This window comes from Ahrensia sp. R2A130 (assembly GCF_000179775.1).
In the GTDB taxonomy this organism is placed as follows: Bacteria; Pseudomonadota; Alphaproteobacteria; order Rhizobiales; family Rhizobiaceae; genus Pseudahrensia.
In genome coordinates this window covers 14374-32530 of record NZ_AEEB01000001.1, presented here as the reverse complement: position 1 = coordinate 32530, position 18157 = coordinate 14374, and the positions used below count along the sequence as shown (strand labels likewise).

General features: G+C 61.1%; 16 protein-coding genes. 8 read left to right on the top strand and 8 right to left on the bottom strand.

Annotated elements, in window-relative coordinates:
• Nucleotides 1-134: 134 nt before the first annotated feature.
• A complete protein-coding gene (locus tag R2A130_RS00150; RefSeq protein ID WP_009462677.1) occupies nt 135-1565 on the bottom strand; it encodes an IS1182 family transposase in 1431 nt (476 codons plus the stop codon).
• Between the two features lie 258 nt (nt 1566-1823).
• Here R2A130_RS00150 and R2A130_RS00145 point away from each other — a divergent pair, with 258 nt between their 5' ends.
• Nucleotides 1824-2231, top strand: a complete 408-nt coding sequence (locus tag R2A130_RS00145; protein WP_009462673.1) for a DUF1330 domain-containing protein — start codon at nt 1824-1826, stop codon at nt 2229-2231.
• A gap of 48 nt (nt 2232-2279) precedes the next feature.
• On the opposite strand, the gene R2A130_RS00140 is transcribed toward R2A130_RS00145, so the two are convergent.
• Nucleotides 2280-3170 (bottom strand): LysR family transcriptional regulator, encoded by an 891-nt coding sequence (locus R2A130_RS00140; protein WP_009462671.1) that lies wholly within the window; start codon nt 3168-3170, stop codon nt 2280-2282.
• A 99-nt stretch (nt 3171-3269) separates the two neighbouring features.
• Here R2A130_RS00140 and R2A130_RS00135 point away from each other — a divergent pair, with 99 nt between their 5' ends.
• The 3 genes from R2A130_RS00135 (at nt 3270) to R2A130_RS00125 (ending at nt 6230) form a co-directional block, all read left to right on the top strand.
• Nucleotides 3270-3929, top strand: a complete 660-nt coding sequence (locus tag R2A130_RS00135) for an FMN-dependent NADH-azoreductase (protein ID WP_009462669.1) — start codon at nt 3270-3272, stop codon at nt 3927-3929.
• Nucleotides 3930-4036: 107 nt separating this feature from the next.
• Nucleotides 4037-4804: an SDR family oxidoreductase gene (locus R2A130_RS00130; RefSeq protein WP_009462667.1), complete on the top strand. Its 768-nt coding sequence runs from the start codon at nt 4037-4039 to the stop codon at nt 4802-4804.
• 214 nt (nt 4805-5018) lie between these two features.
• Nucleotides 5019-6230: an amidase gene (locus R2A130_RS00125; protein WP_009462665.1), complete on the top strand. Its 1212-nt coding sequence runs from the start codon at nt 5019-5021 to the stop codon at nt 6228-6230.
• Here R2A130_RS00125 and R2A130_RS00120 read toward each other — a convergent pair.
• From R2A130_RS00120 to R2A130_RS00095, 6 genes are all read right to left on the bottom strand, one after another.
• Nucleotides 6227-6697, bottom strand: a complete 471-nt coding sequence (locus R2A130_RS00120; protein ID WP_009462663.1) for a RidA family protein — start codon at nt 6695-6697, stop codon at nt 6227-6229. The genes R2A130_RS00125 and R2A130_RS00120 overlap by 4 nt on opposite strands.
• A complete protein-coding gene (atzF, locus tag R2A130_RS00115) occupies nt 6694-8496 on the bottom strand; it encodes an allophanate hydrolase (RefSeq protein ID WP_009462661.1) in 1803 nt (600 codons plus the stop codon). Before atzF ends, R2A130_RS00120 begins: the two co-directional genes overlap by 4 nt.
• A gap of 47 nt (nt 8497-8543) precedes the next feature.
• The gene (locus R2A130_RS00110; RefSeq protein WP_009462659.1) at nt 8544-10178 is read right to left on the bottom strand and encodes an ABC transporter ATP-binding protein; all 1635 of its coding nucleotides are present in this window, start codon (nt 10176-10178) and stop codon (nt 8544-8546) included.
• A 5-nt stretch (nt 10179-10183) separates the two neighbouring features.
• Complete coding sequence (locus R2A130_RS00105; RefSeq protein WP_371179346.1) at nt 10184-11071, bottom strand: ABC transporter permease; 888 nt, start codon at nt 11069-11071, stop codon at nt 10184-10186.
• 71 nt (nt 11072-11142) lie between these two features.
• Nucleotides 11143-12177: an ABC transporter permease gene (locus tag R2A130_RS00100; RefSeq protein WP_009462655.1), complete on the bottom strand. Its 1035-nt coding sequence runs from the start codon at nt 12175-12177 to the stop codon at nt 11143-11145.
• 3 nt (nt 12178-12180) lie between these two features.
• Nucleotides 12181-13788, bottom strand: a complete 1608-nt coding sequence (locus tag R2A130_RS00095) for an ABC transporter substrate-binding protein (protein WP_009462653.1) — start codon at nt 13786-13788, stop codon at nt 12181-12183.
• A 137-nt stretch (nt 13789-13925) separates the two neighbouring features.
• Here R2A130_RS00095 and R2A130_RS00090 point away from each other — a divergent pair, with 137 nt between their 5' ends.
• From R2A130_RS00090 to R2A130_RS00075, 4 genes are all read left to right on the top strand, one after another.
• Nucleotides 13926-14822: a LysR family transcriptional regulator gene (locus tag R2A130_RS00090; protein WP_009462651.1), complete on the top strand. Its 897-nt coding sequence runs from the start codon at nt 13926-13928 to the stop codon at nt 14820-14822.
• Nucleotides 14823-14963: 141 nt separating this feature from the next.
• Nucleotides 14964-16088, top strand: coding sequence for a BMP family ABC transporter substrate-binding protein (locus R2A130_RS00085; RefSeq protein ID WP_009462649.1), 1125 nt, complete (start codon nt 14964-14966; stop codon nt 16086-16088).
• A 22-nt stretch (nt 16089-16110) separates the two neighbouring features.
• Nucleotides 16111-17226 (top strand): ABC transporter permease, encoded by a 1116-nt coding sequence (locus tag R2A130_RS00080; RefSeq protein WP_009462647.1) that lies wholly within the window; start codon nt 16111-16113, stop codon nt 17224-17226.
• Nucleotides 17226-18152, top strand: a complete 927-nt coding sequence (locus tag R2A130_RS00075) for an ABC transporter permease (protein ID WP_040304292.1) — start codon at nt 17226-17228, stop codon at nt 18150-18152. The genes R2A130_RS00080 and R2A130_RS00075 overlap by 1 nt, the downstream gene beginning before the upstream one ends.
• Nucleotides 18153-18157 lie beyond the last annotated feature (5 nt).

Sequence of the window (18157 nt, the reverse complement as noted above, 5' to 3'; positions counted from 1 at the left end):
GGGGTTTGCACGGGGATCGGGCATGTTGCTGGTTTGATAGCTTCTGAGCCGTGTCTAGGGCTTGGTTAGGTCCGTCGTGAGCGGTTTTTGGCTTTTGGCGGGCAGATTCCGGTGCGAAGGTGGCCCACCTTGCCTTACGCGGATTGCAGCGCCACCATAAGCGCGCCTAAACCGACGATGTTGAGCACGCGGCGTAGATTGTAGGCGAGGATGTGCAGGCTCATCTCGGCGGCGACCTTCGGGCGGGTGCGCGTGAGGAAGTGGGTGTGACCCATCCAAGCCTTCAGTGTTCCGAACGGATGCTCCACCGTCGAACGGCGTACCCGCATGGCGTCCGGGTTCTCATCTAACCGCCGTTCCACTTCGTCGAGAATGTCCTCGTGGTCCCAGCGTCTTATCCGACGCTGCTTGAGCGGGGTACAGCGGTCCTTCAATCGACAGGTCGCGCAGGCCATCAGGTTGCGGTAGAAGTTGATGCTGCCTTGTCGGTCGGAACGGTGAGAACCGCGTGTAAGCGTTTCGCCTGCGGGGCAGATGTAGAGATCGTTCTCAGCGTCGAACGTGAAGTCCTGCTTCGCGAACATGCCCCGTTTGGTGCCGCTCGACGTCAGTGGCTTGGGAACTAGGGTGGTGATGCCCGACTGCGCACATTCAAGAAGTTGCTCACCGCTGTAATAGCCGCGATCTGCAATTACCCGCAGTTCATCGTGGCCGGTCGCCTCGCGCGCGACGTTCGACATCTCGACCAGTTGGGAGCGGTCGCTGCCAGACGTCGTGACCTCGTGCGCAACGATCAAATGGTGCTCGGTATCGACCACAGTCTGGATGTTGTAACCGACGATGCCGGACCCGCGGTAGTTCATGGATCGTGCATCAGGGTCCGTCAGCGATATCTGTTTGTCCGGCGCTTTCTGCATATCGCGTTCGATGGCCTTCAGCTCGACCATCTGCGCCTTCAGCGTGACGATGCGTTCCTGCAGTCGATCAACCTTGGCAGGCGGCAGAGCAGGTTCGTCGCGATCTGCCGCATCGAGTTTGGACATGTAGCGGTCGATGCTGGCTTCGATGTCCGCCATGCGCCGTTGCATCTTGGCAGGTGTGAAGTTCCGGTCGCGGTTGTTGACCGCTTTGAACTTGCTACCGTCGATAGCAACCTCGCCACCACTCAGCAGGCCGATCTGACGACACAGCCCCACGAACTGGCGGCAGACCTTGCGGATGGCGCTGCCGTTGTCGCGTCGGAAGTCTGCAATGGTTTTGAAGTCCGGTGCGAGCCGTCCCGTCAGCCACATCACCTCGACGTTCCGCCCGGCCTCGCATTCCAGCCGACGGCTCGAATGAATGCGGTTGAGATAGCCGTAGATATAGATCTTAAGCAGCACTGACGGATGGTAGCCCGGTCGACCCGTATCCGCGGCACCGGCAAACCCTAGCTCAGCCAGGTCGAGTGCCTCTACGAACGCATCGACGGCACGGACCGGATTATCCTCACCCACGAAGTCTTCCAGATGATCGGGAAACAGAACCGCCTGATCACGCGCCATAACTTCGATGAACCGCTTCATCCAACACCTCCCTGTCAGACACAAAGCGTATCAGATTCAGCCGTTTCCACACAGCCTCGGCCACACTCCGCACGTCGCTACAGCGTTTGCTTGCGCAATTTCGATAGATGCGTAGTGCGCACGACAATCGTGCGATCCAGCGCCTTTGTGATCCTAGCTGCTGCAATAAAACCACTCGGCAAGCCGCTTCCAAGGCTTGTCCAGCACATGCCGTGATCTCGGCATCTGGAAGCCTACAACCAACTCTGAGGACTTTCCATGAACATGAATATCATCACCTCCAGCTTTGCCTCGGCAGCATTCGCGTTTTGCCTGATGATCGCGAACCCGGTCATGGCTGAAGAAGAGCCGACGCCAACATACCTGTTGGCAAACCTGTCAGTCACGGACTTCGATGCCTATTCCAGAGACTACGCCAATCTGCTCGGTCCTCTCCTCACCAAAGCGGGTGCGGAAATTCTGGTCGTCTCACCGAATGTGAAAACTCTGGAAGGCGACTATGCGCCCAATTTGACGATCGTGGTGAAATTTCCGAGCGCTTCGGCCGCGGACGCCTACTTCGGTTCAAGTGAGTATGGTGCGCTGCGTCCGGCCCGTCAGGCCAACACAGTCGGCGCTGCGTCTACGCTCGTTCTCGCTCCACAGTTCGTGTACCCTGCCGAATGACACATTAAGCGCCCCGGCGCGGCCGGGGCGCTTCGATTTTTCGCCATCCTACGTCGATGCTTTCAGGTGGTCGATGAAGGCGCGCGTCTTGTGTGGTACGTAGGCGCGGCTCGGGTAAACGATCCAGGCTGCAGTGTCGAAATCCGCCGCGCTCGTAACGAAGGCCGGGAACAGATCTATCAATGCGCCAGCCTCGATATCCGCATCGACTGTCCAGTCCGCAAGCAGAGCGATGCCGAAACCGTCGAGCGTCGCCCGGCGTAGCGCAAGCGCATTGGAGATGGACAGCGTTCCTCGCACTTCGACCTCGGTGATGTCACCTGCCCCGGACCGGAAACGCCAATGCGATCGGTACCCGGGCAAACGGAAGACGAGACAATTGTGGTCGCCAAGGTTTACAGGTGAAACCGGCTGCCCGTGTTGCGCGATGTAATCCGGTGCCGCGACGACGCGGTATCGGGTTTGCAGGAGACGTGTGGCCACCAGCGATCCGCTCATGCGCGTGCCGAGCCGGATGCCCAGATCGATCCCCTCGGCTGCGATGTCCACCACCGCATCCGACAGGATGAGATCCAGCTCGACCTCCGGGTAGATGGTCTGGAACGTAGCGATACGGGGTATCAGCCAACGCTCGCCGAACGCGACCGATGCCGTTACGCGCAACTGCCCTTTGGGCGCTCCCAACACATCCGCGCCCGCTTCGCGCGCAAGTGTCAGCTCGTCGATGAAACCGGCTATGCGATCATGATAGACGCGCCCGGCTTCGGTCGCGCTCAGTCTGCGCGTGGTGCGTTCGAACAGGCGGTAGCCGAGTTCGTCCTCCAGCACCGCGATCTGCCGGGACACGGAAGACGGATCGACGTTGCGTTCCCGCGCAGCTGACGCGAATGATCCGTGCCGAAAAACGTCAATGAAGGTGTGAAGAACGTCGATATCCATTCATGCATATATCGCACGACACTAGGGCACAGGTCCATCTGTCGAAGTCGAACCACACGGATCACATTGAGCGTTCTTCAACCTGGAAGGCCCTGATCCATGACCCGTATCCTCCGCATCGACTCCTCATCGCGCCCATCTTCCCCGTCGGCTGGTAACGGCGGCGAGGGTTCCTTCAGCCGCAACCTCGCTGACAATCTGATCGAGCATCTCAGCGCTAAGCATCCCGAATCCGAAATCGTTGTGCGTGATTTGGTCACCAACCCCGTGCCGCACATCGCGAATGAGACGATTTCCGGCTACTACACGCGTCCCGAAGCAATGACCGATGCCTTGCGCGGTGCGACGGCTCTGTCGGATGAATTGATCGCGGAGGTGAAGGATGCGGACGTGATCGTCTTATCGGTCCCGCTCTACAACTTCTCCATACCGTCTGCGCTGAAGGCGTGGATCGATCATGTCGTGCGCATCGGGCATACATTCTCTTACGAGGACGGGCAGTTTGCCGGTTTGGTCGAGGACAAGCCCATCTATGTTTGTTTCTCCTACGGCGCGGGCGGCTATGGGCAGAATGGCCCGTTGCAAGCCTACGATCATATGAAGCCATACCTGATGATGGTGCTGAAGTTTATCGGCCTTGCGAGTATCGAAACCTTCGCAATCGAGGCGACCACGGCGGATACCGCGACAGTCGCAGATGCGCGCGCAACTTCCATGCAGGAACTCGCTGAACACTTTGGCACCATAGCGCCCGTCTGAAGAGCATTTGCCTACAACACACCTGCTTGTCGCACCCGGACGCTTCCGCGTCGGGCCGATGCACCTGCCTATCCCTACTGACACCAGACCAATTGAAAGATCCGAATATGCTGAACGAACACATCGACCTGACCGGCCGAACTGTCCTCGTGACAGGAGCGAGCCGCGGCATCGGCGAGGCCAGCGCCCGGCGCCTCCACGCAGCTGGCGCCAATGTTGTACTCTTGGCTCGAACCACATCGGACATCGATCGCATCGCGGAAGCGTTGGGAGAACGAGCGCTCGCCATACCGTGCGACGTTGCGAACTGGTCTGCGGTCGAACATGCGATCGAAAAGACAGTCGAGCGGTTCGGCAGCATCGACACGCTCATCAACAATGCCGGGCTGATTGAGCCGATCGCCAGGATCGAAGATGCTGACCCGTTGGAATGGAGCAAAGTGGTAGACGTCAATCTGAAGGGAGCATTCCAGATGGTCCGCGCCTGTTTGCCCGTTATGAAGCGGGCCGGCGGCGGCACCGTACTCAACATATCCTCAGGTGCCGCCACGTCAGCGCTGGAGGGCTGGTCGCATTATTGCGCTACCAAAGCGGCGCTCCTGATGCTCACGCGTTGCCTCCATAAGGAAGAGGCTGGAAGCGGCATTCGTGCCGTCGGATTATCGCCGGGCACCGTTGCTACCCATGTTCAGACAGCAATTCGAGCATCCGGCATAAACCCGGTGTCGAAACTTGCAGCAGACGCGCACATCCCTGCCGAATGGGCAGCCGAAGCCGTTATCTGGCTCCTGAGCGATGAAGCACGGGTTCACGATGGAGGGGACTTCTCAATTAAGAACGACGATGGCCGTCGTGCTGTAGGACTTCCATTATAGGTCTAGGCGGCCTCAGCGCTTATAGGCGGACACTCGATGTGGCTCCGCCAATATCCGAAGTCCGCTTTTTGACTTTCGGACCAACAGCGTCAATTTCCGCTATCGGCCAGGATTAGCGCTCGCTGCGATAACGGCACCAACATTGTTTCCCCTCGAATTGAGCATCAGAACTTAACATCGTCCCTTGCATCAATGCGGGCCGGAGCGCGAACATATGGAGATGAATTCTTGGCAGCAGCAGATTCATGCCTTTGTCGGCACCCTTGAACTTCCGTGGCGCTCCGAACGCGCGAGGCTGCTTGGCACTGGGGAAGATCTTTCGGGACTGACAGTCGGGGTAAAGGACGTGATCAATGTTGTCGGCCTGCCGACGGGCAACGGCAGTTTGGCTTGCGCTGGTGCGGAGCCGAAGGCGCGGGACGCCGATGTCGTCGCATCGTTGCGCGACGCCGGTGCGTCGATCATCGGCAAGACGACGACCACAGAGTTCGCGTTTACCGATCCGACCGAGTGCCGCAATCCCCATGATTTGCGCCGAACGCCCGGTGGGTCCAGCAGTGGTTCGGGGGCCGCTGTTGCAGCCGGAATGGTCGATATGGCGTTGGGAACGCAGACGGCCGGTTCGCTCATCAGACCGGCTTGTTACTGCGGGGTCGTCGGCTTGAAACCCACTTACGGGTGGCTATCGCGCAATGGCGTGACGCCGCTTGCACCCAGTTTCGATACGGTCGGAATCATCGCGGGTTCGGTCGGCTTGGCAGGTCGTGGTTTGCGGGCGATGGCCGGGCAGATGGAGGACGTGGACGAAGTTGAAGGTATGGCAACGTTCGGCGGTCTGCTGCCAGCGTTCACCGCGATCGATATTGATGCGTCGAGCGCATTCCAGGACGCATCTCGGATACTGGCCAGCCTCTCGTCTCACCATGAAACTGGTCCGTTGCCCGTCGATGTCGACACCATCGTACGCCATCACCGCACGGTGATGAATTTCGAGGCGTTCCTCCACCATGGTGATTTGCTGGAGGGCCGCTCGGGTCGGTTGCTGAAACCGAAGTTTCGCACCGGATTGCAGCAGGGGGCTGAAATTTCGCGTGACGCATATGATGATGCGCGAGCTCGGTTGAACGATGCGCAACAAGAATTTTGGGCATGGTTCGCCGACCGTGATGTCGTGCTCACCCTGGCCGTGCCGGAAGGTGCGCCCCTTCTTGGAGAGACCACCGGCTTTCAGGATTGGTTGACGCCCTGGACCGTATTCGGCGGCCCACTGCTCGCCCTGCCCTGGGGGCTGGACCGTCTGGGTCGACCGCGATCGATCATGCTCGCGGGGCGTCCCGGCGAAGATATGCATTTGCTTGCAATCGCCCGAATGTTGGAAAAGAAAGCGCCTTCGATACCCCCTCCGGTACTGCCTAAGCTTTCCTAGTCGCGCAGCTTCACCACTGCATCGACCTCCACAGAGGCGTTGCCGGGCAAGCCGCGAACGCCAACTGCAGTGCGTGCGTGCCACCCGTCTTTGCCAAACGCCGCGATGAAGACGTCCGTTGCGCCATCGATGACCCTAGGCGTATCGGCAAAGCCCGGTTGGCAGTTCACGAATCCGCCGAGCCTCAAGACGCAATCCACTTGGTCGAGCTCGCCCCCGCACGCCTCTCGCAACCGGTAGAGCAGGTTTAAGGCGCAAACTTTTGCAGCCTCCTGGCCCGCAGATAAACCTTCTTCGGTGGACGCTACGGGGCCGGTATGGGTGACGCGACCGGCCCATTCGCAAATCTGCCCGGACAGGTAGATCGTGGAACCATCGCGGCGAAAGGGCAGAAACCGACCGCGCGGGGCCCAGTCGGGCGGTAGCTCCAACCCGATGGCGGCCAACCTTTCCTCCACGGCGCTCATGCAGCGGCTTCGATCTTTGCCAGATAGGTTCGCCAGTCTCCCAGCTGCGAGATGTCCTGCGCCCCTTCCGTGCCGCTGGCTTCACAAAGGAAACCTTTGACCGTCCCTCCGTCCGAAAGTTCGATCGTGCCGATACCAAGCGGGCTAGGAATACCGGCCATGAACGATCCGAATTCGTGTTCGGGCAGCGCCCAGATTTCCAGATCGATGGCCGCGCCCACATCCGTATCCCGAACCAGACCGGGCCGCGCCGGTCCGTCGCCCGACAAGGCGTAGAAGCCATAGACCGCCGCCGTTTTGACCGTTCGCAGGAAGGTCGCCCCGCGATCCGTCAACTGCCAGTTGAGCGGAAGTCCCGACATGTGAGCACCGCATACGGCGATCTCCATCGTGTCGGCAGCAACCGCAGGTAGGTCTTGCGGCTGTGGCACCGGGTGCTTGGTCGCCCCCAGATTGCGGGTCGTATCGCGCTCGAACGATCGTGCCAGCGATGCCACATCAGCGTCCCGTCCAGCCGCGGCGAGCAGCGTTATGCTGCCGGGGCGACCATCGCTCCGCGCTTCGGTGGGCACGGCAATGCCACACATGTCGAGCAGGTTCACAAAGTTGGTGTATGTGCCGAAATTGTTGTTGGGCGTCACGGGATCGGCTTCGAGGTCCGCGACGCTGTAGAATGTCGGGATTGTGGGAACGCAGAGCATGTCGCAACCGTCCAGGATCGGCTGCGCTGCGCGTTTCAGATCGGACAGCTGGTAGAAACCGCGAAACGCATCGGCCGCCGTCATGCCCTCAGCCGCCCCGATGATACCGCGCGTGACGGGATGCACGGCGTCGGGCGTCTCGTTCAGCAGGTTCTCGATCACGGTGTAGCGCTCTGCCACCCAAGCGCCCTGATACAACATGCGGGCGATGGCGAACAATGGCTCGAAATCGAAGCGCTGGATGGTCGCGCCATCCTGCGCCAGCCGCTCGACATCGCGGGCAAATGCGGCTTGCTGCACATCATCGCCGAAGAACTCGATGGACGCATCATCGGGAATCGCAATGCGCAAGTTCGGTGCCGGGGCCGATAGATCGGGAGCAACAATAGGCTTAGAATAGGAGTCGGCTTCATCATAGGCGCAAGCGACCTGGAAGGCCGCGTAGGCGTCGTCCACCGTCAGTGCGAAGATCGACACCGTATCCAGCGTCCGACAGGCGGGAACGACGCCGATGGCCGACAGCGCGCCCAGCGTCGGCTTCAGCCCCACGATGTTGTTGAGCGCTGCCGGCACACGGCCTGAGCCTGCCGTATCCGTGCCGAGCGCGAATGTCGCGATGCCGTGCCCTACCACGACGCCGGACCCGCCGGACGATCCACCCGGGACGATCGCAGGATCGATGGAATTGAGCGGCGCACCATAAGGCGTGCGAACACCCACGAGCCCTGTGGCGAACTGGTCGAGATTGGTCTTGCCGATCATCAACGCACCCGCGGCCCGCAACCGGGCAACCACGAAGGCGTCTTCATGCGGCGTATATGCATAGGCGGGGCAGCCCGCTGTCGTCTCGATCCCGCCGACGTCGATATTGTCCTTCACCGCGAATGGTATGCCCCACAGCGGCAGGTCCGGATCGCAGTTGCCCAGCGCTTCAGCTTCGTCCTTCAGCCGGTCGCGGTCGCACAGGTGGATGAAAATACCGGGATCGTTCACGGCATCCAATCGTGCGAATATTTCGTCCACCACATCGGCGGGCCGGGTGCCACCGGCATAGGCCTTGCGCAACGAGGCGCGGTCGAAGGGCAGTTGGTCCAGCATGGAAGGCTCCGTGGTTTTCGTGAAATCGGGCGGGGGTCGGGGATGTGTCAGGCAGCGGGGAGACGACGGGCCGGCGGCTGAGGTGCAGCCGCCAACAGATTGCGCGTGTAGTCGCTTGCAGGGTTCGTCATGACCTCTTCCGTGGGGCCCTGCTCCACGATCTCACCATCCTTCATGACGATGACGTGGCTGCACAGCAGACGCACGACGTAAAGATCGTGGCTGACGAAGAGATAGGTCATGCCGAGCTTTGCGCGCAGGTCGACCAGCAGGTTCAGCACCACCGCTTGAATAGACACGTCGAGAGCCGCCGTCGGCTCATCGAGGATCAGGAATTTCGGCTCCAGCGCGATGGCGCGCGCGATGCCGACACGCGCCTTCTGCCCGCCCGATAGCTGGTGGGGAAAGCGGTCCAACAGCGCAGCAGGCAGACCGACCAGCGACGCCAGTTCCTCGATACGGGCAGCAAGCTTGGCTCTCGAAACTTTGCCCAACCGACGCAAGGGTTCGGCTATAGTCTGACGCGCGGTGTGGCGTGGGTTCAGGCTGTCGGTGGCATCCTGGAACACCATCTGAATGTCGCTTCTGCGCGGGTCTCTGGAAAAGTCGCGCGCGGGCACAGCTGCGATATCGGTGCCGTCGAAGATGATTTCGCCCGCGGTTGCATCCATCAGGCGCACAAGAATTTCCGACGTGGTGGACTTGCCGCAACCGCTCTCGCCGACCAGCCCGACGCTCTCGCCCTTCCGCACTTTAAAGGAGACGCCCTTGAGCGCGTGCACCAGTCCGGATTTGCCCTGATATGTCTTCTTCAGATCGCGCACATCGACAAGAACCTCGTCGCTCACCACCGCCTGCGTTTCTTCGGTGCGGTCCTCGACCGGCAACAGGTTGCGGATGCTTTCGCCAATCCGCGGCGTCGCGTCGACCAGCTTGCGGCTGTAGGGGTGCTGGGGATCGGCGAAGATAGCGTCCGGCGCGCCTTGCTCGACGATGACACCGTCCTTCATCACGATCATCCGGTCGCAATATTGCGCGGCCAAGCCCAGATCATGGGTGATGAGAATGCTGCTCATATTGCGTTCGCGGATGAGGTCGCGGACCAGATCCATCACCGCTTTCTGGGTGGTGATGTCGAGGCCCGTGGTGGGTTCGTCCGCGATCAGAAGCCGAGGGTCGCAGGCGAGCGCGATGGCGCAGACGATGCGCTGGCACATGCCGCCGGACAGCTCGAACGGATAGGCATCGTAGCGCGCTTCGGCATCGTTGATCCGCACGGCCTCCAAGGCGGCGATGGCCTTGGCGCGAGCATCGTATCGTGTGGCCGTCGCGTGGTGGCGCAACACGTCCTCGATCTGCTGCCCCACCTTGCGGATCGGGTTGAGCGCGGCGCGCGGGTTCTGGAAGATCATAGAAATTTCGCGCCCGCGGACATCGCGCATGTCGCGTTCGCTCGCGCGGCGCAGATCGATGCCAGAGTAGACCGCGTCTCCCGCCGTTATTGTGCCACCGGCGTCGAGAATGCGCATCAACGCATAGGAGGTAACGGATTTGCCTGAACCACTTTCGCCGACGACGCCCAGAATTTCACCCTTCGCCACATCGAAGCTGACGCCGCGCACGGCATCCACCGCGCCCCTGCGGGTCTGAAACGACACGGCAAGATCCTTCACGCTCAACATCGCGGTCAGGTCCGTTTGCGGGGGTCGACGATGTCGCGCAGCCCGTCACCCAGCAGGTTGAAAGTGAAGACGGCGATCATCAGCCACAGGCCCGGAAAAACCGCCAGCCACCATTCGCCCGACACGATGAAATTCGCACCCTCCGCAACCATGATGCCCCATTCAGGTGTTGGCGGCCGCACGCCCAGCCCGATGAAGGACAGGCCGGCAGCATTCAGGATCGCCCAACCCAGATTGAGCGAGACCTGCACCATCATCGGTGGCAGCGCGTTGGGAAAGATGTGGAATGCCAGCACCCGCAGGTCGGAATTGCCCGCAAGTTTTGCAGCCCGTGCAAAGCCCGCATCGCGGCGGATGTTCACCTCCGCCCGCACGAGGCGTGCGTAGAAGGGCATGTTGATGATGGCGGTGGCGTAGATGATGTTCTCGATCGTGTTGCCGAGCGCAGCCACGATGCCCATGGCCAGCACGAAAAGCGGGAAGGCCATGATCGTGTCGAGAAAACGGTTGAGCACGCTGTCGATCCAACCGCCCCAATAACCGGCGATCCCGCCGAGCGCAGAGCCTACGACGAAGGACAGTGCCACCGCCGCGACCGAGATCGACAGGTCCAGCCTGGTGGCGACGATCACGCGGCTGAACACGTCGCGTCCCACGTTGTCGGTGCCGAACCAGTGCGCCCATGACGGCGGTTGAAGTGCGTTGGCCGCGTTGGTTTGCAGCGGATCGTAGGGAACGAGAGACGGGCCGAACACAGCTGACACGATCAGCAGGCCGAACATGATGAAGGCGAACAGCGTGACCGGGTTGGCCTTCAAGACATAGATGAGGTGATCGAACGTGCCCGACGTCTGCTGCGGCCCTTCGGTGGCAATGGGTTCGACAGGTGCCAACGCAATGGCGGGTGCGTTCTCGGTCGGCAGACGCGGCGCACCCGTCCCGACGTGATCGGCGCTCACATCGCTCATTGCGCCGTGAACCCAATGCGCGGGTCGATGACCGCGTAAAGCAGATCGATGACGAGATTCAGTGCGACGAACAGCAGTGCCATTGCAAGAACGAAACCCTGCACGGCTGCATAGTCGGAGACCACCAGCGCTTCCACCGCATAGGAACCGATGCCGGGCCATGCGAACACCTTCTCCACCAGCACGTTGGCACCCAGTGCGAAGGAGAAGACCATGCCGAGCGTGGTGACCACGGGCAGCAAGGCATTTCGCAGAGCGTATCCGTAAAGAACCTTGCGGCTGGACAGTCCCGCCGCCCGCGCGGTGCGGATGAAATCCGACGACAGGGCGGTCAACATCGAGGCCCGTGTCATGCGCGCGATCGGGGCCAGGGTGAACAGGGCCAGCGTGATGGCCGGCAGCATCAATTGCTTGGCGGCCCCGCGCCACGTTTCCCAATCGCCCATCAAGGCTGCGTCGATGAGGTAGAAGCCCGTGACGTGGTCCGGGTCGAGATAGATGAAATCGAGCCGCCCCAGCGGCGATGGCGCTATGCCCAGCAGGTAGTAGAAAATGTAGATCAGCAGGATGCCGGTGAAGAATGTCGGCAGTGACACCCCCGCCGTCACCACGACACGGCACAGATGATCGACCCATGTGCCGGGCCGGGTCGCGGCCAGGATACCCAGCGGTATGGCAATCGCACAGGCGAGGATGAGAGCGGTCAACGTCAGTTCCAGCGAGGCAGGCAGACGGTTCGCCAGATCGGTCGCCACCGCTTGTCCGCTTGACAGAGACTGTCCAAGATCACCGCGCAGAAGATCGCCTACATAAACGAAGAATTGCTGCACCAGCGGTTTGTCGAGGCCCATCTCGATGCGGGTCTGTTCGATCGACGCTTCATCGGCGGCCACGCCTGCGAAATAGACGGCAGGATCACCGGGCAAGGCCCGCGTCAGCAGAAAGCTGATGATGACCACGCCGATGACCACCGGAATGGATTGCGCGCAGCGAAACAACACTGCGCGCAGCTTTGGTGACTTGGACAGCAAGGTCTACACGGCCTTCAGCGGGCGAACGTCCAGCTGTCGGTGGAACCAGAACTCGTAGCCTTCCACACCATTGGCCGCCACGTTGAGGGCCGGCTGATAGAGCGGGATGCGCGGCAGGTCTTCGAGAACGATTTCGAACATGCGTTTGATCTTCGGCGCGTATTCGGGATCGTCCATCGGCATGTGCAACGTGGCGTTCACCAGCTCCTCGACCTCCTCGTTGCGATAGTTGGAGGAGTTGAACAGGTGCCCGTCCTGATAGGCCCAGAAGAAGTAGTAGTCCGGCGTGTTGAGCCAGCCGCCGAAATTCTCCAGATGAAGCGGCAAGCGCTTCTCCACCAGCACTGCGGTGCGCCAGTTGGCGCCGGGGATCTTCTCGATTTCCACGGTGATGCCGATCTTGCCGAGCGCCTCCTGCACGAGCAGCGCCGTCGGCTCCATCCACGATGCAAGGTCGAGGCTGATCGACAGCGGTACCTCGAAGCCATCGGCATATTTCGACTTTGCCATATGCTCACGGGCCTTATCGAGATCGGTGAAATACTGCGTCTTGCGTGGCCAGGCTATGTCGTCGATCTGCTCGCTGCCACCCCATAGCGGCACGCCACGGCCATAGGCTGCCGTCTGGAAGATGTCCTCATAGGGAATGGCGTAGGCGATGGCCTTGCGCACATCCGGGTCCTGAAACGGCTCGAAGGAATTGTTGGGGCACAGGCAATGAATGCAGTTCTCCACCGGCGTGGAGAAGACGTCGATCTTGTCGGCAAGTTCGGCTGCATCCTTGTCGGGAATGCCGAATGCCATCTGCACGTCGCCGCGCTCCACCAGCGCTCGTCTCGTGGCGGGGCTGGGCACTTCACGAACGACCACACGCTTGATGGCAGGCAGGGGGCCGCCCACCCAGTCGTCGTTGCGCTCGTAGACGAGCTGCTCGCCCGGCGTCCACCGCGCGACCTTATAGGCACCGGAACCCGCAGGCGTGGTGTGCAGATATTCGAGACCCCACGGATCGTCTTCGGCAGCGTTCGCCTTAACCTCGGCAGCGTTAATGACGAACGGCACCGGCACCGCCAGATCGGGGATCGTCAGCTTCGACGCACGGTCCAGCTTGATGACGAATGTCTCCTCATCGACCGCGATGAACTGCTCGGGGCGTTCCAGCCCACCGGCCTTCATCTGGACACTGGGAAAACCGCCCACGGAGACGGCGCGGTCGAAGGACCACTTCACATCCTCTGCGGTGACCTTGCGCCCGTCCCAGAAGGTCGCATTGGGTTTGAGCTTGAACGTAAGCGTCATGCGGTCATCGGACTCCGTCCAGCTTTCGGCAAGCTCGGGAACGATGGTCGTGTAGTCATAGGACAGGCCGCCGCCGGGCGCTTCCTTCGTGCCGAAGGACAACAGGCGGTCGTAGCAGTTGATCCCCACTTGATAAGCGGCGCGGCTGGTGCCCGTGCGGTGAAGATCGAGCGAATTGATGGTTTGGCCGATGACGACAACCAGCGTGTCCGCACCCTGGGCCGCAGCCGGCATGGAGCGCAAAAACGGCAGAATGGATGCACCGGCTGCACCCATTTTAAGAAAATCGCGTCGTGAAGAGTGATCGGCCATTGGTGAACCCTTTCCCTGAAACGTGCCGCGAAAATGCAGCTCTTGCAAAAGCCTGCGCTCTATCTGCGTTGACATCTATTGCTATAAATTCACATGATCGGTGCGTTTTTTGCATCGATATCGAGAGGCCTTGCGTGATGAGGCACCTGAAGACGTTCGAACTCATCGAAGCCGTCGTGCGTGCCGGGTCGATCCGCAAGGCGGCGGAGGATGCCAGCCTCACCGCGTCTGCGCTCAACAGGCGGATCCAGAACTTCGAGGACGAATTTGGCTGGCCCATCTTCGAACGGCTTCCGCGAGGGATGCGCCTCAACCCGGCCGGCGAACTTCTGATGGCGCATATCAGAAACCAGCGCACGGACATGCAGCGGGTGCAGTCACGGGTGGCGGACTTATCGGGAGAACGGCGGGGCCACGTCTCCATAGCCTGCTCGCAGGCGACAATCCCCTATTTCCTGTCTCACCAGATCGCGCTCTACCGCAAAGAACATCCAGGCGTGACATTCGCGGTGAATGTGCGCGATCGCGTGCAGGCGGAACAGGATCTTGCGTCCTTCAGCAGCGATCTCGCCCTCGTTTTCGAGCCGATCCACATGGCCGAATTCGAAGTCATCTGCGCAACGGCACAAGCAGTTCATGCCGTCATGCGGGCTGACGATCCGCTGGCAGATCGAACGGACCTTCGCCTGCGTGAATGTCTGCGACACAAATTGATCCTGCCCACCAAGGCCTATGGTGTGCGTCATCTGCTGGAGATCGGTGCAGCGACGATCGGCGAGGCGCTAAACGCGGCTGTAGAAACCGAGTCCTTCGATCTCATCCGCCATTACATCACCCAGGAACACGCCATCGGCTTTCAGATCCCCATCGGTCTCGACAGCGAGCGGCAGGCCGATATGGTGCATCGCCCGGTTTCCAAAAAGGATGTGCCGGTCGGGCAGTTGCTGCTCGGCCAGATGAAGGGCCGCACCCTGCCGGTGGCATCCGCGAAGTTTCTGCAACAGCTCACCGAAGCGCTCGAAGGGCAGTCCTGAAATCTACCACAATAGCGCTGCAAAAAATGCAGCACATCTGTGCAAATTGAACAGAAGACAGCATCACTGCCAGCAGGCATTTTCCATCGCGCATTCCCTTTCTACCACCGCACCTCCCGCGCTGAACTATAGGAAACCGCCATGACCGATGTGAAACACACCACCCGCCGTACGATTTTGAAGGGCGCCGCCGGTCTGGCAGGCCTGGCCGCCATGCCGGGACTGTTGAGCACGGCAGCCCATGCCGCCGACATGACGGTCGGCTTCATCTATGTCGGCCCGAAGGACGATTTCGGCTACAACCAGGCCCATGCCGAAGGGGCGGCTGCCGTGAAGGCGATGGATGGCGTGACCGTCATCGAAGAAGAAAACGTGCCAGAAGCCGTGGATGTGCAGAAGTCCATGGCCTCCATGGTCAATCTGGATGGCGCGCAAATGGTGTTCGCCACATCGTTCGGCTATTTCAATCCGCATGTGATCGAGACCGCGCCAAAATTTCCGGATGTGCGCTTTCAGCATACGGGCGGGCTGTGGGTGGAAGGCGAACACCCCACCAATGTGGGCAGCCAGTTCGGCTATATCGGCACGGGCCAATATCTCAACGGCGTTGCTGCAGGCCACGCGACGAAGACCAAAAAGATCGGCTTTGTCGCCGCCAAACCTATTCCGCAAGTACTGCTGAACATCAACTCTTTCCTGCTGGGCGCACGCTCCGTCGATCCCGAAATCACCTGCCAGGTCATCTTCACCGGTGAATGGTCGCTTGCGGTCAAGGAGGCGGAAGCGACCAACGCCCTGCTCGATCAGGGCGTCGATGTGGTGACGTGCCATGTGGATGCGCCCAAGGTCGTGGTGGAAACCGCCTCCAACCGCGATGCCTTCGTGTGTGGCTATCATGTGGACCAGTCACTGCTGGCGCCGCAGAAATATCTGACGGGCGCGGAGTGGAACTGGGCCAGCGTCTTCCCCGACATGGTCGCCAAGATCAAAGCCGGTGAAAGCGTGCCGAATTTCGTGCGCGGTGGGCTGGCCGATGGCTTCGTGAAGATGAGCCCACTCGGACCTGCTGTCACAGACCAAGCGCGCAAGCAGTTCGAGGCCACCAAGGCCGAGATCATGAAAGGCGATTTCTCCGTCATCAAGGGCCCGTTGAAAGACAATACGGGCAAAGAGATCGCTGTCGCCGGTACAGGCTTTGCCGAAACCGATGTCGCGCTGGAGAAGATGGACTATCTCGTGGAAGGTGTTCTCGGATCCACCTCCTAGGCGCAGCGCGGGCGATTCGTTCATGAGCGTTTCGGCAAGGCAGCGGACCATCGCGACGGGCACATTGCAAGCCGGTGGTCTGCGCGGCTTCCTGTCCAACAGGAAGGCGGAGGCCGTGCTCGTGCCGACCGGCGCGCTGCTGGCTGCATTTGTGCTGTTCTCCGTCTTCCTGCTGTTCCTCGGCAAATCGCCGGTGGAGTTCTTCCAGCTTGTTTGGCGTGCGGGTTTCGGCACGCAGTTCTCGTGGGAGAACACGCTGTCGCGCACAGCACCGCTGTTGTTGGCAGCACTTTGCGTGGCAATTCCCTCGCGGCTGGGCCTCATCGTGATCGGTGGTGAAGGTGCTATCGTTCTCGGCGGCGTCGCGGCGGGGGCGTTCGCCATTTTTGCAACGGGCCTCCCGGGCGCGCTCGGCATGGTTGGCATGGCACTGGCGGCGATGGCCATGGGCGGAATCTGGATCGGCCTCATCGGCTATCTGCGCCATGCGCGCGGCGTCAACGAAACCATATCAAGCCTGTTGCTCGCCTATATCGCCATCGCGCTGATGAACCATTTCATCGAAGGCCCGCTGCGCGATCCCGCAAGCCTGAACAAGCCGTCCACAGCGCCCGTGGACGAGGCCTACCGCATCGGTAATCTGCCCAGCCTCGACGTGCATTGGGGGCTGGCGGTGGGCATTCTGGCCTGCATCGTCTCATACATCCTCATTGAAAAGACCACCTTCGGTTTCGCCGCACGCATCGTCGGCGGCAACACACGTGCCGCGCGCATTCAGGGCCTGCCGGTGGGCCGGTTGATGGTCGGCTTCTGCGCGCTGGCGGGAGCATTTGCGGGGCTGGCCGGCATGATCGAGGTCGCCGCTGTTCACGGCTCGGCTAACGCATCACTTGCTGCGGGTTACGGCTATACCGGCATCCTCATCGCGTTTCTCGCGCGCCACAATATGCTGGCCATCATTCCCGTCGCCATCCTTCTCGCCGGTATCGAAGCGTCCAGCGGACTGGTGCAGCGGCGCATGGACCTGCCGGACGCGACCATGCTGGTTCTGCAAGGGTTGGTCTTCATCATCATCTTGATGAGCGAGACGCTGATCGGTCGTTTCGCGATCTTCCAGCCCAAAACGGAAGCCGTATGATGAGCGCGGATGATCTCGGTCTCTGGGCTGTGCCCATCGCCATGCTGGGCGGCGCGATCCGCGTGTCCACACCCTTCATCTTGGTCAGTCTTGGCGAATGCATCACCGAGCGGTCGGGTCGTATCAACCTGGGGCTCGAAGGCACGTTGGTTTTCGGCGCGATGGCCGGTTACGCGGTCGCCTACGAAAGCGGCTCGGCTTGGATCGGCGTTGCGGGCGCGGCGCTTGCCGGAACGGCGTTCGGGTTGGTGCACGGCTGGATCTGCAAGCTGCCGCGCGTCAACGACATCGCGGTCGGCATCGCGCTTATGTTGTTCGGCATCGGCCTCGCCTTCTTTTTCGGCAAGCCCTACATCCAGCCCTCCGCACCCGATCTGCCTTCGATCCCGCTTGGCTTCTGGAGCGATATACCGCAGCTGGAAGCGGCCTTGCGCGTCAACGTGCTGTTCATCATCGGCATCGCGCTCGCCTTCGTCATCGCGTGGATGTTCCGGTCTACCCGCACGGGCCTTACCATCCGCGTGGTCGGCGACAGTTCGGATGCCGCACGCGCCATGGGTATCGATGCGAACCGCGTGCGGTTGCTGTCGACGGCAGCAGGCGGTGCGCTGGCCGGTGTCGCGGGGGCCTACCTGTCGCTCTACTATCCCGGCAGCTGGACGGAAGGAATTTCCTCAGGTCAGGGGCTGATGGCCGTGGCGCTCGTCATCTTCGCGCGGTGGAACCCGATCAACTGCATCTGGGCAGCACTCTTGTTCGGGGCAGCTGGCGCGCTCGGCCCCGCCTTGCAATCGGTCGGCGTCACATCGGGCTACTACCTGTCCTACGCCGCACCCTACGTGCTCACGCTCATCATTCTCATCGCAACCAGTTCGACCACCCGCGCGCTGGAAGGCGCACCGGGCGAGTTGAGCATCACCAAATAGGAGAC

Bases quoted from the DNA above. Each gene is read 5' to 3' on its own strand.
- R2A130_RS00095 (WP_009462653.1), bottom strand. From the start codon at position 13,788: ATGGCCGATCACTCTTCACGACGCGATTTTCTTAAAATGGGTGCAGCC.
- R2A130_RS00150 (WP_009462677.1), bottom strand. From the start codon at position 1,565: ATGAAGCGGTTCATCGAAGTTATGGCGCGTGATCAGGCGGTTCTGTTT.
- R2A130_RS00125 (WP_009462665.1), top strand. From the start codon at position 5,019: ATGGAGATGAATTCTTGGCAGCAGCAGATTCATGCCTTTGTCGGCACC.
- R2A130_RS00120 (WP_009462663.1), bottom strand. From the start codon at position 6,697: ATGAGCGCCGTGGAGGAAAGGTTGGCCGCCATCGGGTTGGAGCTACCG.
- R2A130_RS00075 (WP_040304292.1), top strand. From the start codon at position 17,226: ATGAGCGCGGATGATCTCGGTCTCTGGGCTGTGCCCATCGCCATGCTG.
- R2A130_RS00110 (WP_009462659.1), bottom strand. From the start codon at position 10,178: ATGTTGAGCGTGAAGGATCTTGCCGTGTCGTTTCAGACCCGCAGGGGC.
- R2A130_RS00145 (WP_009462673.1), top strand. From the start codon at position 1,824: ATGAACATGAATATCATCACCTCCAGCTTTGCCTCGGCAGCATTCGCG.
- R2A130_RS00080 (WP_009462647.1), top strand. From the start codon at position 16,111: ATGAGCGTTTCGGCAAGGCAGCGGACCATCGCGACGGGCACATTGCAA.
- R2A130_RS00140 (WP_009462671.1), bottom strand. From the start codon at position 3,170: ATGGATATCGACGTTCTTCACACCTTCATTGACGTTTTTCGGCACGGA.
- R2A130_RS00135 (WP_009462669.1), top strand. From the start codon at position 3,270: ATGACCCGTATCCTCCGCATCGACTCCTCATCGCGCCCATCTTCCCCG.
- atzF (WP_009462661.1), bottom strand. From the start codon at position 8,496: ATGCTGGACCAACTGCCCTTCGACCGCGCCTCGTTGCGCAAGGCCTAT.
- R2A130_RS00130 (WP_009462667.1), top strand. From the start codon at position 4,037: ATGCTGAACGAACACATCGACCTGACCGGCCGAACTGTCCTCGTGACA.
- R2A130_RS00090 (WP_009462651.1), top strand. From the start codon at position 13,926: ATGAGGCACCTGAAGACGTTCGAACTCATCGAAGCCGTCGTGCGTGCC.
- R2A130_RS00085 (WP_009462649.1), top strand. From the start codon at position 14,964: ATGACCGATGTGAAACACACCACCCGCCGTACGATTTTGAAGGGCGCC.